Origin of the sequence: Pseudoxanthomonas sp. (assembly GCF_036845285.1) — a bacterium.
Classification (GTDB): domain Bacteria; phylum Pseudomonadota; class Gammaproteobacteria; order Xanthomonadales; family Xanthomonadaceae; genus Pseudoxanthomonas_A.
Genome location: NZ_DAIUEE010000010.1, coordinates 56,180 through 74,400, shown reverse-complemented (window position 1 = coordinate 74,400; position 18,221 = coordinate 56,180). Strand labels below are relative to the sequence as shown.

Here is an 18,221-nt window from a genome sequence, read left to right as displayed (position 1 = left end):
GCGTGCCGCTGATGTTCACCGTCAGCGTCGGCGCCACGTCCGTGATCGTGCCCGTGCCTGACGCATCACTTACCGCAACGCCCGCCAGCGACGGCGTACCAAGATTGGCCACGACGGTTTCGTCGCCTTCCACGATCGTGTCGGTCAGCGTCGGCACCGTCAATGTGCCCATCGCCTGACCGGCCGGAATCGTCACGGTGCCCACCACCGTGTAGTCGACACCGCTGGTGGCGGTACCGGTATAGGTCACCGGAATAGCGATGTCCTGCGTCGCCGTGCCGCCAATCAGCGTCACGATATAGACCAGACTGACGCCCTCGCTCACCGTCGTCGCATCACCGATGGCGACCGTCAACGCCTGGACGGGCGTGGAAACCGTGCTGATGCATCGAGCCGCCGCCGGGCAACCGACATCACCACCGCCACTGACCGAGGCGGTGTTGATCAGTGTCGTACCGTGCGCGCTGTTCTGCGGCGTCACCGGGATCACGAAGCTGCTCGTGGCGCTGGCCGCCAGGCCCGCGGCCACGGTGCAGGTCACCGTCTGACCGCTCGCCGAGCAGCCCGCCGGCAGCGTGCCCAGCGTCAGACCTGCCGGGATCGGATCGCTGATCGTGGCCGCCGCCGTCGTCGCCGTCGTGCCCGTGTTCTGCACCGACAACGTGTAGCTGGCCGCCGTGCCCGCCGTGAAGCTGGCCGCGCTGGCCGTCTTGCTCATCGTCAGCTGCGGCGCCGTGATCGGCGTCGGACCTGCCGTGCTGGAGCAACGTCCCGCCGCCGGGCAGGTGCTGTCACCACCACCACTGACCGTGGCCGTGTTCGTCACCGAGCCGCCATTGATGGCCGCCGTCGGCGTCACCGGGATCACGAAGCTGGTGCTGCCTCCGGCCGCCAGGCCGCTGGCCACCGTGCAGGTCACCGCCTGACCGCTCGCCGAGCAACCCGCCGGCAGCGTGCCCAGCGTCAGACCCGTCGGGATCGTGTCAGTGACCGTGGACACCGCCGTCGTGGCGCTGGTGCCCGTGTTCGACACCTGCAGCGTGTAACTCGCCGACACACCCACCGTAAAGCTGCCCGCACTCGCCGTCTTGAGCAGCTCCAGGCGCGGCGCGACCACATTGACCGTCACGCTCGAGGTGTTGTTCGTCGTGTTGGTATCGACCACGCCGGTGGGCAGCGTGATGTTGGCCGTATTGGTGACTTGGGTCTGCGCGAAGCCGGGTGCCGCGAACGCGCCATAAAAAGCCAGCATCCCTATTGCGAGGGTGGAGCGGCTCTTAGTGGCCAAACGACGGAATTGAGTCGAAACGTACACGGTGGTCCCTTACGCTGGATCGGGAGAAAGGCCAGCCGGGACTGCCTCCCCCAAGGCTGTCTTGAAAGTCGCATTACCCTTCGGCGGCTCGATTGGCCTGCCTGAACGGGCATACGTCACACATCGCACTTCGTTTCGTAAAGCGGACATCGCTCACATAAAAGTGAGATGCTTATTACACATTCACCTTAATTTAACGTCAACCTGTTGACGTCAGTAGGTAAGTGCGTGAACTTCATCACATAAAAGTAGCAAACCGACGTCAGAATGCCGCCGCGCCCGATTAAAGGCCAGCCTTGACGGATCAGCGGCAGGCGGATCACCTGCAAACGGGCGCACCCCGCCGGTCCAGATCAGGACAGCAGGGAAAAAGAAATGTCGGGATCGCCGGCGTGGCCGGCGGGGGAGATCAGTCGCTCTGCAACTCGGCGACGAAGTCGTAGGCGTCGCCGCGGTAGTAAGACCGGGTGGATTCGACGACCCGGCCGTCCTCCAGGAAGGCCCGGCGCTCGACCAGCAGGCCTGGCGCCCCGACCGGCAGGTCCAGGTGGCGGGCCGCCTCTTCATCCAGGGCAACGGCGCGCAGGCGCTGCAGGGCCCGGCGCGGCCGATGGCCGTAGGCATCCAGCGCCTCATACAGCGAAGTCGCCACACTGTCCGGATCCGGCAGCAGCGCGTAGGGCACCAGCGTCCGTTCGATGGCGATCGGCGCGCCGTCCACGTGGCGGAGGCGGTACATGCGCACCACGCCGCTGCCGGGCGACAGGTTCAGGGCCATCGATTCTTCCGGGGTCACCTCGCCCACGGACCGCTCCAGGAACTTCACCTGCGGATTGAGGCCGCGCTCGCGCAGGTCGTCGGTGAAGCTGGTCAGGCGCGAGAACTGCCGCAGGATGCGCTCGGCGACGAAGGTGCCGGCGCCCTGCCGCTGCACCAGCAGGCCGCTTTCAATCAGCCCGGCCAGCGCCTTGCGGATGGTCACCCGCGACAGGTCCAGCAACTGGGCCAGGTCGCGCTCGCTGGGCAGTGCCTGTCCGGGACGCAGCACGCCGGCGTCCATCAGGTTCTGCAGCGCGCGGCGCAGGCGCAGGTAGGCCACGGCCCGGGTGGACTCACCGGTCTGCAGCCGCTGGTATTCCTCGAGCAGGTTCGTTTGCATGCGAATCAAGATACCAGTGACGTACCAATAGCGCAATAATCCTGCTACCACCTCTCGCCTATTGGCATGTCATGGTAACGCGGTGGTATTGTTTCCCCTCACTTCTTCTGCACCGAGACGCCCGTGACTGCGAAGACCCTGCCTGTCGACACCTTCGATCTCGTCATCTTCGGCGGCACCGGCGACCTGGCGTTGCGCAAGCTGCTGCCGGGCCTGCTGCGGCGCTACGCCGATGGCCAGATTCCCGAGGACAGCCGCATCATCGGCGTGGCCCGCGACAAGCAGGGCGATGCCGAATACCAGGCGAAGGTCGGCGAAGCGCTGGCCCGCATCGCCGCCAGCGACGAGACCTTGAAGGCCAAGCTGCCGGCCTTCCTGCAGAAGCTGGGCTACCTGGCGCTGGACGCCACCAAGGACGAAGGCTGGGACGAGTTCGCCGCTCGCCTGCAGACCACCGGCGACCGCATCCGCGTGTTCTACCTGTCCACCAGCCCCACCCTGTTCGTCGCCATCTGCGACCGCCTGCGGGCGCACGGCCTGAACACCGGCAACGCCCGCGTGGTACTCGAGAAGCCGATCGGCCACGATTCGGCCAGCGCCGCCGTCATCAACGACGCCGTCGGCAGCGCCTTCGCGGAGAACCAGATCTTCCGCATCGACCATTACCTGGGCAAGGAAACGGTCCAGAACCTGCTGGCCCTGCGTTTCGCCAACATCCTGTTCGAGCCGCTGTGGAACGCCAGCCGCATCGACCACGTGCAGATCACCGTCGCCGAGACCGTCGGCCTGGAGAAGCGCGCCGGCTACTACGACACCTCCGGCGCGCTGCGCGACATGGTCCAGAACCACCTGCTGCAGCTCCTGTGCATGGTGGCGATGGAACCGCCCGCCGCGCTGCAGGCCGACGCCGTGCGCGACGAGAAACTGAAGGTGCTGCGCTCGCTCAAGCCGATACGCGGCGAGGACGTCGCCCACCTGTCCGTGCGCGGCCAGTACCGCGCCGGTGCCAGCAGCGGCGCCGCCGTACCGGGCTACCTGGACGAACTCGGCAAGCCCGATTCGCGCACCGAGACCTTCGTGGCGCTGAAGGCCGAAGTGGACAACTGGCGCTGGGCGGGCGTGCCGTTCTACCTGCGCACCGGCAAGCGCCTGTCCGAGCGCGTGTCGGAGATCGTCATCGCCTTCAAGCAGATCCCGCATTCCATCTTCGAGGACAGCGCTGGCCCGGTGATGGGCAACAAGCTGGTGCTGCGCCTGCAGCCGGACGAAGGCGTGAAGCTGTGGCTGATGATCAAGGACCCCGGCCCGGGCGGCCTGCGCCTGCAGCACGTGCCGCTGGACATGAGCTTTGCCGAAGCCTTCGGCGTGCACCAGCCGGAAGCCTACGAACGCCTGCTGATGGACGTGGTGCGCGGCAACCAGACCTTGTTCATGCGCCGCGACGAAGTCGAAGCCGCATGGGCCTGGATCGATCCGATCCTCGCCGCGTGGGACACCCAGCGCGACGCGCCGAAGCCGTACACCGCCGGTTCGTGGGGTCCCAGCGCCGCCGTGGCGCTGGTCGAACGCGACGGCCGCACCTGGCACGAAGACACCGTCTGACGCCTTCGGCCCCGTTCCTGCGGGGCCTGATCCCGGCCATCCGCCGGCCTGCCTTCCCCCGGGAAGCCCCCACTCCCGAGTCGTTCCATGCCCCCTACCGATCTCTCGCTGCAGATCCAGCTGCACCCGTTCCCCGACGGCGACACCGTCGCCTCCGCCCTCGCCCAAGCCGTGGCCGACGACCTGCGCACAGCGCTGGCGGCACGCGGCCAGGCCAGCGTGGCGCTGTCGGGCGGCACCACCCCGCGCCGCTTCCTGCAGGCGCTGGCGCGGCAGCCGCTGGACTGGGCGAACGTCATCGTCACTCTGGTGGACGAGCGCTGGGTGCCCGATGACCACGCGCGTTCCAACGCGCGCCTGGTGAAGGAACACCTGCTGCAGCAGGGCGCTGCCGGCGCCCGCTTCGTCCCGCTCCATCGCGCCACCGCCACCCCCGATGACGCCCTGGCCGAGGTCGCCGCCGATCTGCCGGCCGTGCTGGACGTGGTCGTACTGGGCATGGGCGGCGATGGACATACCGCTTCGTTCTTCCCGGGGGGCGACCGCCTGACCGAGGCGATGGACCCCGCGACCTCCGCGACCGTGCTGCCAATGCAGGCCCCCGGTGCCGGCGAACCCCGCATCACCCTGACCCTGCCCGTCCTGCGCGATGCCGGCCACGTGTACCTGCACATCGAGGGCGGCGAAAAGCGGCAGGTCCTTCAGCAGGCGCTGTCGGGGCAGGGTGCCGGTGCGGGCTATCCCATCCGCGGCGTGCTGCAGGTCCTGCGCGCGCCGCTGCAGGTGTACCTGACGCAATAGCCGCAATGGCGCCGGTGTTGAGGCAAAGACGGCCTCACTGCTTATAATGCGCCCTTGCCCGCGGCGTTCCGGCGCCCGGTCCCGCCTGGATCGCGCAGCGCGTTGTCCGTCGGCCCCTGTTTTCGTAGCCATGCGCGGCCCCACGGCCGTGCTGCCAAAGGTGGAAAGTGCGTAACTACGACCTCGAATTCCTCAAGCATTTCTCGATGGTGATCGGCTTCCTGATGCTGGTGACCGCCGGCCTGATCGTCGGCGCGTACTTCCTGCACGGCAGCCTGCCGCCGGAAGTGAACCCGAAGGCCGTGCAGATCACCGAGGCGCGCATCGCCCCGGCCGGTGCGGTCTATGCCGGTGAAACCGGTGCCGCGGCCCAGGCCGCAGCGGCAGCCGCAGCGGCAGCCGCCGCTTCGTCGCAGGTCGCCTACGGCGGCACGCTGGACGGCGGCGAAATCTACAAGAACCTCTGCGGCGCCTGCCACACCAATGGCGTCGGCAAAGCCCCGATGCTGACCGCCGCCGGCATGGGCGCGCGCGCCGCCAAGGGCGTGGACACGCTGTACAAGCACGCCATCGAAGGCTTCACCGGTCCCGACGGCGGCATCATGCCCCCGAAGGGCGGCAACCCGGCCCTCACCGAAGAGCAGGTGCACGCCACCGTCGACTGGATGCTGGCCCACAGCAAGTAAGGCCCAGCGCTTTCCGCGAAACGCCGCCTCCGGGCGGCGTTTTTGTTGGTGCGTCGGGAAGCCCATCGCTTCCCTTCTCCCCGTAGTCGCGGGGAGAGGGAAAACGCGCCATCCCGACTCGCGTGGAAAACCTGCCGGTCACCCAATCCGTTTACCCTTGCCAACTCGCTTTCCCGGCTGCTCTCCGATGACGTCTTCCCGCTCGCTGCTCACGCTCGCCCTGCTCGCCTCGCTCTGGCTGCCCGCCTGTGCGGCCATGCCGAATGAACGCGTCATCCCCATCGGCCAGGTGCAGGGCGAAGGTGCGCGCAGTCCGCTCGATGGCCAGACGGTCACGGTGGAAGGCGTCGTTACCGGCGCCTTCGTCGAGGGCCTTGGGGGCTTCTTCGTGCAGGACGCCGGCGACGGCAATCCGAAGACCTCCGACGCGGTCTTCGTCGCGCTGGAGGAAGGCACGACGCCGCCGGCCATCGCCGTGGGCGACCGCCTCCGCGTGCGCGGCATCGTCGGTGAGCGCAAGGCCGGCGGCGACGACACGCTGACGGCACTGAATGCGCCGGTGATACAGCTGCGCGGCAAAGGCGACGTCGCACCCATCGTACTGGCCTCGCAGCCCGCCGACTGGGAACGCCACGAAGGCATGCTGGTGCGCATCGATGCCCCGCTCACCCTCAGCGGCACCCATACCCTCGAGCGCTTCGGCGAACTGATCGCCAGCTTCGATGGCCGGCTGTGGCAGCCCAGCGAACTCGCCGTGCCCGGCAGCGAGGACGCCAGGCGCCTGGCCGCCGACAACGCACGCCGCACGTTGCTGCTGGACGATGGCAGCACGCAGCGCGATCCCGCCACCGTCTGGTACGTCAAGGCCGGCCAGCCACTGCGTACCGGCACCGTGCTGACCGGCGTGCAGGGCATCGTCGACCAGCGTCCCGGTGGCTGGCGCCTGCAACTCACCGCCGCACCGACGATCGCCGCGCCGCAGCGTCCGACGGCGCCGCAGGTCGCCGGCAATGTGCGCATCGCCGCATTCAACCTGGAAAACCTGTTCAACGGCGACGGCAAGGGCGGCGGCTTCCCCACCGAGCGCGGCGCCAAGACACCGGAACAATGGAAAGCGCAGATGGCAAAGCTCACAGCCACCATCCGCGGCCTCGACCCCGACATCGCCGCACTGATGGAACTGGAGAACGACGGCTACGGCGCCGACTCCAGCCTGGCCCAGCTGGTCGCGGCATTGAACACCGGCGGCGGCACCTGGCGATTCGTCGATGCGAAGCAGGGTCCCGGCCCCGATACCATCCGCGTCGGCCTGATCTACCGCAGCGACAAGGTGAAGCCCACCGGCAAGCCGGCCACACTGCAGGAAGGTCCGTTCGGCGAACGCAGCCGCAGTCCGCTGGCGCAGGCTTTCGTGCGCGGCGGTGGCAAGCCTTTCGTCGTGGTCGCCAATCACCTGAAGTCGAAAGGCTGCTCCGAAGCCAGCGGCGGTGATGCCGACCAGAAGGACGGCGCCGGCTGCTGGAATGCGCTGCGGCTGGATTCGTCCAGGCGCCTGGACGCGTGGCTGAAGACCGATCCCACCCGCACACGCAGCGACCGCGTGGTGATGCTCGGCGATTTCAACGCCTACGCGATGGAAGATCCGGTGCGCTGGCTGCGCGACGACGCAGGCTGGATCGACGCGTTCAGACAGGCCAAGGTCGAGCAGCCCTACAGCTACGTCTACAACGGCCTCACCGGCCGCCTCGACCATGCGTTGCTCAGCCCGTCGCTGGCCACGCAACTGCGTGGCGCTGCGGAATGGCATATCAATGCCGACGAACAGGATGCGCAGGGCTATGCCGATGGCGACGCATCCGTGCCCTACCGCAGCTCCGACCACGACCCGCTGCTGCTGGGCTTCGATCTGTAGGCGGGACGTCAGGTAGCAACTTTTCCTGTGGGAGCGACGTCAGTCGCGATGACACCTCCGCGGTAGGTCATCGCGACTGACGTCGCTCCCACAAGACGGGAAACGTCACCCGCCGATCTTCTTCACCAGCGCCTGCAATTTCTGCACGGTACCCCAGTTGCGCGTGGTGGCGGCCTTCCCCACCTTGCCAAGCATCGCTTCTGCCGCCTTGCTCTCCAGAATGCCGCTAACGCAGTGCAGATAGGCCGCGTGCGTGCCGACCAGGAACTGTTCGGGCGCGACTACGTGCGGTGCGATGGCGTCGACGTTGGCCAACGTGGCGGCGTCCGGCGTGAACGCGACCAGCAGGCGAGATGGGTCCGTCACGGTGTCGGCGAAGGGATTGTCCGCCATGATGACCGCGAGGTCCTTCGCCGATTTCACGATGACGGGCACCTCGATGCCGAGTCGCGTGGCGATGGCTTGCGAGATGTCGGTCGCCAGCGTCGCGGACGTTCCCTTGCCGGCCTTGAAGACGACGTTGCCGCTGTTGAGCAATGTGGCGACGTCGGTGTAGCCGAGCGCCTCCAGCAACGCGCGCAGGTCCACCATGGCGATGCGCTTGGCCTTGCCGACGTTGATGCCGCGGAGCAGGGCGATATACGTGGTCATGCGGGCCTCACTCGACCGGCGCGAAGCGACGCATGGTATGGCCGTCTACCACGACCTCTTCGCAGAACATCGCATACGGCCGCACCCACAACCCGCCTTCGCCATACAGCGCGCGGTACACCACCACCGGCTCCAGCGTCTCGCTGTGTCGCGCCACGGCGACGACTTCGTAGTCGTTGCCTTTGTAGTGGCGGTAGAGGCCGGGCGTGAGTTCGGGGATGGCGGGGAGTGTGGCCATGGTGGTGTCCTCGTATTCGTAGGGTGGGCCTTGGCCCACCGGCGCGGACATTGTCCACGAACTGATTCGTGGGAAGGACGGAGCGAAGAGCGATAGGTTGGGGTGAGCCTGCGAAGCCCAACAGGTAGATGTTTCGTCGCTGCGATGTTGGGGTTCACTCCGTTCACCCAACCTATGAAGCTGGAAGTTCGGGACATGTGGCCAATATTGGATCCAAGTTTTCAGAATATGTTGAGCCAGATGCCGCTTCAATGGCGAAACCGGTCTGGCTATCGAGAACATCGATCAGATCATGATGATGGGTATCGCTCCGCTCAACGCATCATGCGGCTTAGAGCGCCAGCCGGCGTACCGGGTACAGAATGCTCCCGAGCCTAACGATTGCGTCAACCTTCGCCTTAAGAGCATCTGCTAGCAATACTTGTCCGCCAAGAACGAGCGCCAGATCTTCACCTGTCATCAAAATGATTCTCGGTGAATCGCCCGAGTACTTTTGTACTGCAGTTTCATCGAACCCATTTGCCGACAGGAAGAACCCACGCGTGCTTTGAGCTTTGCCTCTGATCTTTCCATCAAAGATCGAGAGTTCAGGCTGTTTAGTAAGACCTTCGGTCCATTTCGCCTCGACCAGATAGTCGAACTTCTCATAACGAAAATGTCCATCAATCTGCTCTTTTCCTGAAGTTCGATACGGCTTTGTGTGATCAACTTCAGATATGTGAAGCAGCTGAAAGAATAAGCGCTCCAAGGCGAAGCCACGATTCTGAGGCGTTACGTCTTTCGAGGTTGACAACGAAAGGAACTCGGAATTTATCTCTTCCATCCGCTTGCTATCAGCTCTGCGCTCCGAGACAGATTGAGCGTGAACTTCCTTGGCGCGCTCCGCATCACGCCGCTTGATCTCTGCGTCAATCGGATCGTCGCCGATAGCATCTTTGAATTCAGCAAGTAAGGATTTCGCCTTATTTACGTCAAGCTTGTCTTTATCCCTAGGGCCCTTCAATTGGTAGAAGCCTGATGCAAGTGAGCTTATGAGTTCCGAGTTACCTGACCGATCCAACTCGTTCAGGATCTCTCGCATCATGCTGTACTTGTTGTGCGACTCTCTGGGATATCTCTTCTGGACTGCTACGGGAACTCCACAGCTGGTCAAAAAGCTATAGAACCCATCCCAGTACCAGAAACATGCACCGGCCAGCTCTACCATCTTCTCCTTGGCTTCATAACTTAGCTTCTTAGCCATGACGTCGAACGCTCCTCGATGTCGATAGGTCCATAGGATGGGTTGAGCCGTAGGCGATACCCATCAAGGTGAGTAATTGGACGCGATGATGGGTATCGCTTCGCTCCACCCATCCTACGATTCAGATGTTGTGTCGCGGATACCACACACCACGAATCACCACGGGCCCCGCGTTGGACAAGACATGCGAGGCATCCAAGGCGTCCAGCGCCACATCCTCGATGAAGCCGGCGATCTCCTCGTCGGGGCGTGGATAACCGTAGTGCGCGAGCAGATCACGCGCGACCGTGGCCGACGTAGCGGTCACGCCATATCCGAGACCACGAGTGGTCTTGAACCAGTAGCACCTCAGCATCGCGCCTCCTTAATACCCCGCTGCCTGCCCATCCTTGCGACTCTCGCTCGCGCCGTAATACACCCCCGTCTCCGGGTCGCGCTTGATCGCCTGGTAGCCGCCATAGGGGCCGAGCGCCCATTCGACGTGGTGGCCCTTGTCCATCAGCGCACGCACGGTTTCGTAGGGGAAGCCGGATTCCAGCTGCACCACGCCGCCATCGCTCATCACCTTGGCGCTGCCGACCGGCTCGGTGGAACCGTCGTGCTGCACGCGCGGCGCGTCGCCGGCTTCCTGCAGCGTCATGCCGAAGTCGACCAGGTTCATCACGATCTGCACGTGACCCTGCGGCTGCATGGCGCCGCCCATCACGCCGAAGCTGACCCACGGCTTGCCGTCCCTGGTGATGAAGGCCGGGATGATGGTCTGGAACGGGCGCTTGCCGGGCGCGTAGCAGTTGGGATGCGGCGTGGCGCCCTCGCAGCCGTTGAGCACGAACATCTCGCCGCGGTCCTGCAGGATGAAGCCCAGGCCGGTCGGCGTCATGCCACTGCCCATGCCGCGGTAGTTGGACTGGATCAGCGAGACCATCATGCCGTCCTTGTCGGCGACGGTCATGTAGATGGTGTCGCCCTCTTCCAGTTCCTTCGGCGTGCCGGGCTTTACTTCGCGCAGCACCTTGTCGGGCGAAATGAGCTTCGCGCGCTCGCGCGCATACGGCTTGGAGATCATGCGTGCGACGGGCAGCGGCTGGAACGCGGGATCGGCGTACCAGCGCGCGCGGTCGGCGAACGCCAGCTTCTTGGCCTCCACCAGCAGGTGCACGTGCTCGGGGCTGCCGTAGGGAATCTTGCTGAAGTCGTAGCCTTCCAGCACGTTGAGCATCTGCAGCGCGGCGATGCCCTGCCCGTTCGGCGGCAGTTCCCACACGTCGTAGCCGCGGTAGTTGGTGCTGACCGGTTCGACCCACTCGCCGTGATGGGCGGCCATGTCCTCGTACGACAGGAAGCCGCCGTTGGCCTTGAAGTACGCATCGATGGTGCGCGCAATGTCGCCCTTGTAGAACGCGTCGCGGCCGCCGTCGGCAATCTTCTGCAGCGTGTCGGCCAAGTAGGGGTTCTTCCACATCTCGCCGGTGCGCGGGGCACGGCCGCCGATGGTGAACTGCTCGATGAAGCCGGGGAACTTCGACAGCCGCGGCACCGAGCGTTCCCAGTAGTAGGCGATGGTCTGGTGGACCGGATGGCCCTCGCGCGCATAGCGGATGGTGGGTGCCAGCACGTCGCGCATCGGCAGCTTGCCGAAGCGGTCGTGCAGGGCGAACCAGCCATCGACTGCACCGGGGACGCTGACCGGCAGCGGACCATGCGCGGGGATATCGGTGATGCCCTGCTGCCTGAAGTAGTCGAGCGTCAGCGACTTCGGCGAGCGGCCGGAGCCGTTGTAGCCGTGCAGCTTCTTCGTCTTCGGATCCCAGACGATGGCGAACAGGTCGCCGCCGATGCCGTTGCCGGTGGGTTCCATCAGGCCGAGTGCCGCGTTGGCAGCGATGGCCGCGTCCATCGCGGTACCGCCCTGCTTCATCACGTCCAGCGCGATCTGCGTGGCCAGCGGGTGCGAGGTGGCCGCCATCGCATGCGGCGCGATGACGTCCGAACGGGTGGCGAAGGCGCGACCGGTGATGCGGTCGGCGGCGGAAGCGGGAATACCGGCGGCGGCGGTCAGCGCCGTCGCCAGGCACAGCGAAGCAAGGGTACGCATCGTGGACGGAGGATGGCGCACGGTGCGCGCCTTCATCCGCCGATCTTACGCGTTACGGCCAGGTCGGCGGACTGGCCTGCCAGGCACCCAGCACTTCGGCCAGCGTGTCGCGGTCTTCCTGTCGCCAACCGGGCAACAGCGTCGCGTAGTTGCGCGCATCGGTCCACAGCAGCGGTTCGGTGCGCACGGCTGCGCCGAACCATTGCACGGCTTCCTCCTTGCGGCCGAGCTTCCACAAGGCCAGCGCGAACGTCGGCGGCACCCACGAGGCGCCACCTACGGCACTGACCAGGGGCACCCACTGCTGCAATGCAGCCTGGTGTTCGCCCAGGCGATAGAGATCCCACCCGTAGTTCCAGCTGATCGAACGCCACAGGCTGCCGCCCGACTGCGTGCTGCCAAGCGCCTGCTGGTACAGCTGGACACCCAGGTCCTTGCGGCCATCGTTGGTGGCGATATGCGCCAGCTGCGCCGTGGCCTCGACCGTCTTCCTGCCGCGTTCGCGCGCTTTCACCAACTGGTCGACCAACGCATCGCCTTCCGCGCCGGTGACGGCAACCACGGGCACCGCTGCACGGTCGTCGTCGAAGTAGAACTCTTTCGGTTTCGGCACCATCTGTGCCTGCGCGGAAAAGACCGCCGATGCCAGCACGATGGCCAGCAGTGTGCACTTGCCTGCTTTCACGTATTTCCCCCGGACTGCAACAGCCCCCCGCGGCATCCTAACCGCTGCAACGCACAACGACGCAGTGATGCACGTCACAGAAAAAGGCGCTGTTACAATGCGCGCCTTCACGCCCGAGGGGTTTTCGGGCCACGCCAGCCGCTTTCACGGGCCCGCCATGACCAGCACCGCCGAACTCACCTCGCCCTCGTCCGCCAACATGCCGCAGATCGGCGTGATCGACAGCGATTACACGCTGGAACACAAGTACACGCGCACCGACGGACGCATCTACCTGAGCGGCGTGCAGGCACTCGTCCGGCTGCCGCTGATGCAGCGGCTGCGCGACCAGGCGGCGGGCCTGAATACGGCCGGTTTCATCAGCGGCTACCGCGGCTCGCCGCTCGGCGGCTTCGACCTGGAGCTGTGGCGCGCACGCAAGCACCTGGAAGCGGCGGCAGTGAAGTTCACGCCCGGCCTCAACGAGGATCTGGGCGCGACGATGGTATGGGGCACGCAGCAGACCAACCTGTTCCCCGGCGCCAAGGTCGATGGCGTGTATTCCATGTGGTACGGCAAGGGTCCCGGCGTGGACCGCTGCGGCGACGTGTTCAAGCACGGCAACGCCGCCGGCACCTCGAAGTTCGGTGGCGTGCTGGCGCTGGCGGCGGACGACCACAACTGCCGCAGCTCGACGCTGCCGCACGGCTCGGAAGACGAGTTCGTCAGCGCGATGATGCCGGTGCTGAACCCGGCCGGCGTGCAGGACATCCTCGACCTGGGCCTGGTGGGCTGGGCGATGAGCCGCTACACCGGCCGCTGGATCGGCTTCAAGACCATCGCCGAGACGGTGGAATCGTCGGCATCGGTGCAGGTGGATCCGTTCGCGCGGCAGATCGTGATGCCGGAAGACTTCGCCATGCCGGCCGGCGGGCTCAACATCCGTTGGCCCAATCCGCCGCTGGACCAGGAGATGCGCCTGCACAAGTACGCGGTCGCCGCGGCGCAGGCGTTCGCGCGGGCGAACAAGGTGGACCGCATCGTGCTGGACTCGCCGCGCGCGCGGCTCGGCATCGTCACCACCGGCAAGAGCTACCTGGACGTGCTGCAGGCGCTGGAATACCTGGGCCTGGACGAACAGGCCTGCGCCGACATCGGCATCCGCGTCTACAAGGTCGGCATGACCTGGCCGCTGGAACCGGTGGGCATCACCGAGTTCGCCAAGGGGCTGGAAGACATCGTGGTGGTCGAGGAGAAGCGCGCCTTCATCGAGCGGCAGATGAAGGAATACTTCTACAACTGGCCGGCCAGCACGGGCACGCGCCCGTCCATCGTCGGCAAGTACGACGAGGGCGGCGAGTGGATCCTGCCGTCCACCGGCGAGCTGACCCCGGCCACCATCGCCGGCGTGATCGGCAAGCGCATCCAGCGTTTCTTCACGACCGAGTCCATCGAGCAGCGCCTGCGCTGGATGGAAGAGAAGGAAGCCGAGATGGCGCTGCCGCGCGCCAATTTCCCCCGCGTGCCGCACTACTGCAGCGGCTGCCCGCACAACACCTCGACGGTGGTGCCGGAAGGCTCGCGCGCGCTCGGCGGCATCGGCTGCCACTACATGGTGACGTGGATGGACCGCGACACCGACACCTTCACCCACATGGGCGGCGAAGGCGTGACGTGGTCGGGGCAGGCGCCGTTCACCGAAACCGAGCACGTCTTCCAGAACCTGGGCGACGGTACGTTCTTCCACTCCGGTTCGCTCGCCGTGCGCCAGTCGGTCGCCACCGGGGTGAACATCACCTACAAGATCCTCTACAACGACGCGGTGGCGATGACCGGCGGCCAGCCGGTGGACGGCACGCTGTCGGTGCCGCAGATCGCGCACATGATGCGCTCCGAGGGCGTGGACACGATCGCCGTGGTCAGCGACGACGTGCGCAAGTGGAGCAAGCGCGAACTGTTCCCGAGCGGCGTGGAGTTCTTCGACCGCAAGGAGCTGGACGACGTACAGCGCCGCCTGCGCGAGGTGAAGGGCGTCTCCATCCTGATCTACGACCAGGTCTGCGCCACCGAGAAGCGCCGCCGCCGCAAGCGCGGCAAGTTGCCGGATCCGGCCAAGCGCACGATGGTCAACACGCTGGTCTGCGAAGGCTGCGGCGACTGCGGCGTGAAGAGCTTCTGCGTGTCGGTGCTGCCGAAGGAGACCGAGTTCGGCCGCAAGCGCGAGATCGACCAGTCGAACTGCAACAAGGATTTCCGCTGCGTCGACGGCTTCTGCCCCAGCTTCGTCACCGTGCACGGCGGCACGCCGCGCAAGGGCAAGAAGGCCAATGCCGCGGACCTGCTCGCATCGCTGCCGGCGCCGGCATTCAAGTCGGACCTCGGCCAGCCCTGGAACATCCTGATCACCGGCGTCGGCGGCACCGGCGTGGTGACCATCGGTGCGCTGCTCGGCATGGCCGGCCACCTGGAAGGCAAGGGCGCCAGCGTGCTCGACCAGACCGGTCTGGCGCAGAAGGGCGGCGCGGTGACCACGCACATCCGCATCGCGCGCACGCCGGAAGACATCCACGCCGTGCGCATCGCCGCCGGCGAAGCCGACCTGGTGCTGGGCTGCGACATGGTGGTGGTCAACGACTACTGGGTGCTGTCGAAGGTGCGCGGCGAGCGCTCGCAAGTGGTGCTGAACACCTACGAGGCGATGCCGGGCACGTTCACCACGCATCCGGACATGCAGTTCCCGGCCACCGACATCGTGGCAGGCGTCAAGGTCGCCCTCGGCGGCCGTGAACCGATGCTGGTCGATGCCACGCAGATCGCGACCGCGCTGATCGGCGACGCGATCGGCAGCAACCTCTTCATGCTGGGCTACGCCTGGCAGCAGGGTCTGGTGCCGATTTCGTACGACGCGATCATGCGTGCGGTCGAACTCAATGGCGCCGCCATCGAGATGAACAAGACCGCGTTCGCCTGGGGTCGCCTGGCCGTGGTCAATCCGCTGGCGGTGCAGGAAGCCGCCGGCCTGATCCACAACGCGCAGACCGAAAGCGAGCGCACGCCGGGCACGCTGCAGATCCTGCCACCGGGCGAATGGGAAAGCACCGAGTGGGGCGCGAATGCGGCGCCACGCAATCCGGGCAACGAAAGCGAACTGCGCGGCCTGCCGGAAGGCGCCGGCGGCGGTGGCGACACCGTCGCGTTCCTGCCGCTGGACGACCTGCGCCTGTCGCGCTCGCTGGACGAACTGATCACGCGCCGTACGGCTTTCCTCACCGAGTACCAGGACGCCGACTACGCGCGTCGCTACACCGACCTGGTGGCGAAGGTGCGCGCCGCGGAGAACATCAAGGCACCCGGTTCGACCGCCCTGACCGAAGCCGTGGCCCGCTATTGCTTCAAGCTGATGGCGTACAAGGACGAGTACGAAGTCGCGCGCCTGTACACCAGCGGCGACTTCCAGCGCCGCCTGCAGCAGCAGTTCGACGGCGACTACGAGGTGCACTTCCATCTGGCACCGCCGCTGTTCGCCAAGAAGGACGCGCACGGCCGCCTGATGAAGAAGGAATACGGGCCGTGGATGTTCAAGGCGTTCGGCATGCTGGCGAAGCTGCGCTTCCTGCGCGGCGGCACGTTCGATGTGTTCGGCTACACCGACGAACGCAAAGGCGAGCGCCAGCTGATCGCCGACTACGGCAGGACGGTGGACGAGCTGCTGGCGTCGCTGGACGGCGACAGGCTGTGCCTGGCGGTGGAGATCGCCAGCATCCCCGAACACATCCGCGGCTACGGCCACGTCAAGGAAAAACACCAGCACGCCGCCAAGGCGCGCGAGGCGGAACTGCTCGGCCTGTGGCGCAACCCGAAGTCACTGCATATCGTGCAGGCCGCATAAACAGGAAACCCCGCTCCGGCGGGGTTTTCTTTGCGTAGCGTGCGCCGCGCGCACGACCTCATGATCCTTCCGGCAGCTCCAGGTCGTGCGCATGGCGCACGCTACGCTGCCAGATCACGTGCGACCTGTATCGAATCAACGCTCTCGATCCGCGGTCGCGACTCACGTCGCTCCCGCATGGGCTTCCGGTTGTGCTGGATTCCCGTAGCGTGCGCCGCGCGCACGACCTCATGATGCTTCCGACAACTCCAGGTCGTGCGCATGGCGCACGCTACGCTGCCAGATCACGTGCGACCTGTATCGAATCAGCGCTCTCGATCTGCGGTCTCGACTCACGTCGCTCCTGCATGGGCTTCCGGTTGTGCTGGATTCCCGTAGCGTGCGCTGCGCGCACGACCTCATGATCCTTCCGACAGCTCCAGGTCGTGCGCATGGCGCACGCTACGCTGCCAGGCCAGGCAGCGGTTGTTGGCGGGCATGGCGTTGTCTTCGATCAGCACCAGGCCGATGCCGCGTGCCAGCGTGTCGATGGCTTCGAAGTCACGGATGCCCGATGCGGGATCGCGATCCTTCAGCCATTGCTCGAAGGCGCGGTTGCTGTCGCTGGTGAAGTCGCCGTTGTAGTTGAAGGGGCCGTAGACCACCAGCAGGCCGCCGACCTCCAGCACCGCACCGACGCCGGCAAAGAAGGCTTCGACCTGCGGCCACCCCATGATGTGCAGGCTGTTGGCGGTGAAGACGGCATCGAATGTCGTGTCAGGCCACGGTGCATCGACATCCAGTTCGATGGCAGGCGGCGTGTTCGGCAGGGCCGCGTCGTCCAGCCACGCCGCGATGCCCGGCAGGTTGTCCGCGCGATCACTGCTCTGCCAGACCAGCCACGGCATCGCCGCCGCAAAGTGCATCGCATGCTGCCCGGTACCGCTGCCGATTTCGAGCACGCGGCGGGTGCCGCCAAGGTGGCGCAGCAACACCTCCAGGATCGGCCCCTGGTTGCGTTCGCACGACGGCGCGAATGGTTTGGTCACGAGGCGTAGCGTGCGCCATGCGCACGACCAGGCGTTGTCGGAAGCATCATGAGGCCGTGCGCGCGGCGCACGCTACGCCGAACGCACATAGATGCGCTTCACGCCGTTGTCGCCGCCACGCTCTTCGACGGCGAAATGGCGGGGGTGCGCCTTCAGCAGGTCGCTGAGCTTCTTGTGGCCGTACAGGCGGGTGTCGAAATCGGGACGCACCTTGTTGAGGTAGCTGCCGACGCTGCCGAGGAAGGCCCAGCCCTGGTCATCACTCGCGTCCTCGATGGCCTGGCGGATCAATCGCAGCGGCAACGGCTCGGGCTTGCCTTGTTCGACTGCCGGCGCAGCACTGGGCTCGGCCTGTACGGCCGGCTTCTTCGCCGCCGGCCTGGCCGTCTTCTTTGCCGGCGCAGTCGCGGTGGGCGGCGGCGATGCAGGCACTTCGCTGCGCAGCACCTCGACATAGATGAACTTGTCGCAGGCCTGCACGAAGGCGTCCGGCGTCTTGCGCTCGCCGAAGCCGTAGACGGTCAGGCCTTCCTCGCGCAGGCGCTGGGCCAGGCGGGTGAAATCGCTGTCGCTGGAGACGAGACAGAAGCCGTCGAACCGGCGCGTGTACATCAGGTCCATCGCGTCGATGATCAGCGAACTGTCGGTGGCGTTCTTGCCGCTGGTGTAGGCGAACTGCTGCACCGGATTGATCGAGTGCTTCAGCAGCGCCTGCTTCCACTGCGTCATGCGCGTGCTGGTGAAGTCGCCGTAGATGCGCTTGACGCTGGCGACGCCGTACTTGGCGGTTTCCGCCAGCAGGCCTTCGATGACGGCGGGTTGCGCGTTGTCGGCATCGATCAGCACCGCCAGTCGCGGCTGTTCGTCGTCGTTTTCGGGCCGGGCGACCTGACGGGATTTCATGCGGGCCGATTCCTGTGCGGGATGAGGCGCATTGT

At 66.0% G+C, this 18,221-nt stretch carries 15 protein-coding genes; 5 read left to right on the top strand and 10 right to left on the bottom strand.

Features of this window, described 5'->3' with window-relative positions; all coding sequences use genetic code 11:
- The coding region (locus V7060_RS12995; protein ID WP_334179673.1) for a Calx-beta domain-containing protein at positions 1 to 1,252 on the bottom strand (1,252 nt) is incomplete at its 3' end.
- A gap of 472 nt (positions 1,253 to 1,724) precedes the next feature.
- Positions 1,725 to 2,474: a GntR family transcriptional regulator gene (locus V7060_RS12990; RefSeq protein ID WP_334179672.1), complete on the bottom strand. Its 750-nt coding sequence runs from the start codon at positions 2,472 to 2,474 to the stop codon at positions 1,725 to 1,727.
- Positions 2,475 to 2,597: 123 nt separating this feature from the next.
- Here V7060_RS12990 and zwf point away from each other — a divergent pair, with 123 nt between their 5' ends.
- From zwf to V7060_RS12970, 4 genes are all read left to right on the top strand, one after another.
- Positions 2,598 to 4,076 carry a glucose-6-phosphate dehydrogenase gene (zwf, locus tag V7060_RS12985; protein ID WP_334179671.1) on the top strand — a complete coding sequence of 493 codons (1,479 nt, stop codon included), beginning with the start codon at positions 2,598 to 2,600 and terminating at the stop codon, positions 4,074 to 4,076.
- A gap of 87 nt (positions 4,077 to 4,163) precedes the next feature.
- Complete coding sequence (gene pgl / locus V7060_RS12980) at positions 4,164 to 4,877, top strand: 6-phosphogluconolactonase (RefSeq protein ID WP_334179670.1); 714 nt, start codon at positions 4,164 to 4,166, stop codon at positions 4,875 to 4,877.
- Between the two features lie 167 nt (positions 4,878 to 5,044).
- Positions 5,045 to 5,563, top strand: coding sequence for a c-type cytochrome (locus V7060_RS12975; protein ID WP_334179669.1), 519 nt, complete (start codon positions 5,045 to 5,047; stop codon positions 5,561 to 5,563).
- Between the two features lie 187 nt (positions 5,564 to 5,750).
- Positions 5,751 to 7,475 carry an ExeM/NucH family extracellular endonuclease gene (locus tag V7060_RS12970; protein WP_334179668.1) on the top strand — a complete coding sequence of 575 codons (1,725 nt, stop codon included), beginning with the start codon at positions 5,751 to 5,753 and terminating at the stop codon, positions 7,473 to 7,475.
- Positions 7,476 to 7,580: 105 nt separating this feature from the next.
- On the opposite strand, the gene V7060_RS12965 is transcribed toward V7060_RS12970, so the two are convergent.
- The 6 genes from V7060_RS12965 to V7060_RS12940 all read right to left on the bottom strand — a co-directional run bounded on the left by V7060_RS12965 (position 7,581) and on the right by V7060_RS12940 (position 12,318).
- A complete protein-coding gene (locus V7060_RS12965) occupies positions 7,581 to 8,126 on the bottom strand; it encodes a DUF1697 domain-containing protein (RefSeq protein WP_334179667.1) in 546 nt (181 codons plus the stop codon).
- A 7-nt stretch (positions 8,127 to 8,133) separates the two neighbouring features.
- Positions 8,134 to 8,364 (bottom strand): DUF1653 domain-containing protein, encoded by a 231-nt coding sequence (locus tag V7060_RS12960; protein WP_334179666.1) that lies wholly within the window; start codon positions 8,362 to 8,364, stop codon positions 8,134 to 8,136.
- 331 nt (positions 8,365 to 8,695) lie between these two features.
- Positions 8,696 to 9,607 carry a restriction endonuclease gene (locus V7060_RS12955; RefSeq protein WP_334179665.1) on the bottom strand — a complete coding sequence of 304 codons (912 nt, stop codon included), beginning with the start codon at positions 9,605 to 9,607 and terminating at the stop codon, positions 8,696 to 8,698.
- Positions 9,608 to 9,728: 121 nt separating this feature from the next.
- Positions 9,729 to 9,914: a hypothetical protein gene (locus V7060_RS12950; protein WP_334179664.1), complete on the bottom strand. Its 186-nt coding sequence runs from the start codon at positions 9,912 to 9,914 to the stop codon at positions 9,729 to 9,731.
- A gap of 57 nt (positions 9,915 to 9,971) precedes the next feature.
- On the bottom strand, positions 9,972 to 11,702 hold the full coding sequence (gene ggt / locus V7060_RS12945) for a gamma-glutamyltransferase (RefSeq protein WP_334179663.1): 1,731 nt from the start codon (positions 11,700 to 11,702) through the stop codon (positions 9,972 to 9,974).
- A gap of 52 nt (positions 11,703 to 11,754) precedes the next feature.
- A complete protein-coding gene (locus tag V7060_RS12940; protein ID WP_334179745.1) occupies positions 11,755 to 12,318 on the bottom strand; it encodes a tetratricopeptide repeat protein in 564 nt (187 codons plus the stop codon).
- A 226-nt stretch (positions 12,319 to 12,544) separates the two neighbouring features.
- On the opposite strand from V7060_RS12940, the gene V7060_RS12935 reads away from it, so the two are divergent.
- The gene (locus tag V7060_RS12935) at positions 12,545 to 16,255 is read left to right on the top strand and encodes an indolepyruvate ferredoxin oxidoreductase family protein (RefSeq protein ID WP_334179662.1); all 3,711 of its coding nucleotides are present in this window, start codon (positions 12,545 to 12,547) and stop codon (positions 16,253 to 16,255) included.
- A 398-nt stretch (positions 16,256 to 16,653) separates the two neighbouring features.
- Here V7060_RS12935 and V7060_RS12930 read toward each other — a convergent pair whose 3' ends face one another.
- Together V7060_RS12930 and V7060_RS12925 are read right to left on the bottom strand one after the other, a co-directional pair.
- Complete coding sequence (locus tag V7060_RS12930) at positions 16,654 to 17,283, bottom strand: DUF938 domain-containing protein (RefSeq protein ID WP_334179661.1); 630 nt, start codon at positions 17,281 to 17,283, stop codon at positions 16,654 to 16,656.
- A gap of 72 nt (positions 17,284 to 17,355) precedes the next feature.
- Complete coding sequence (locus V7060_RS12925; protein ID WP_334179660.1) at positions 17,356 to 18,186, bottom strand: NYN domain-containing protein; 831 nt, start codon at positions 18,184 to 18,186, stop codon at positions 17,356 to 17,358.
- Positions 18,187 to 18,221 lie beyond the last annotated feature (35 nt).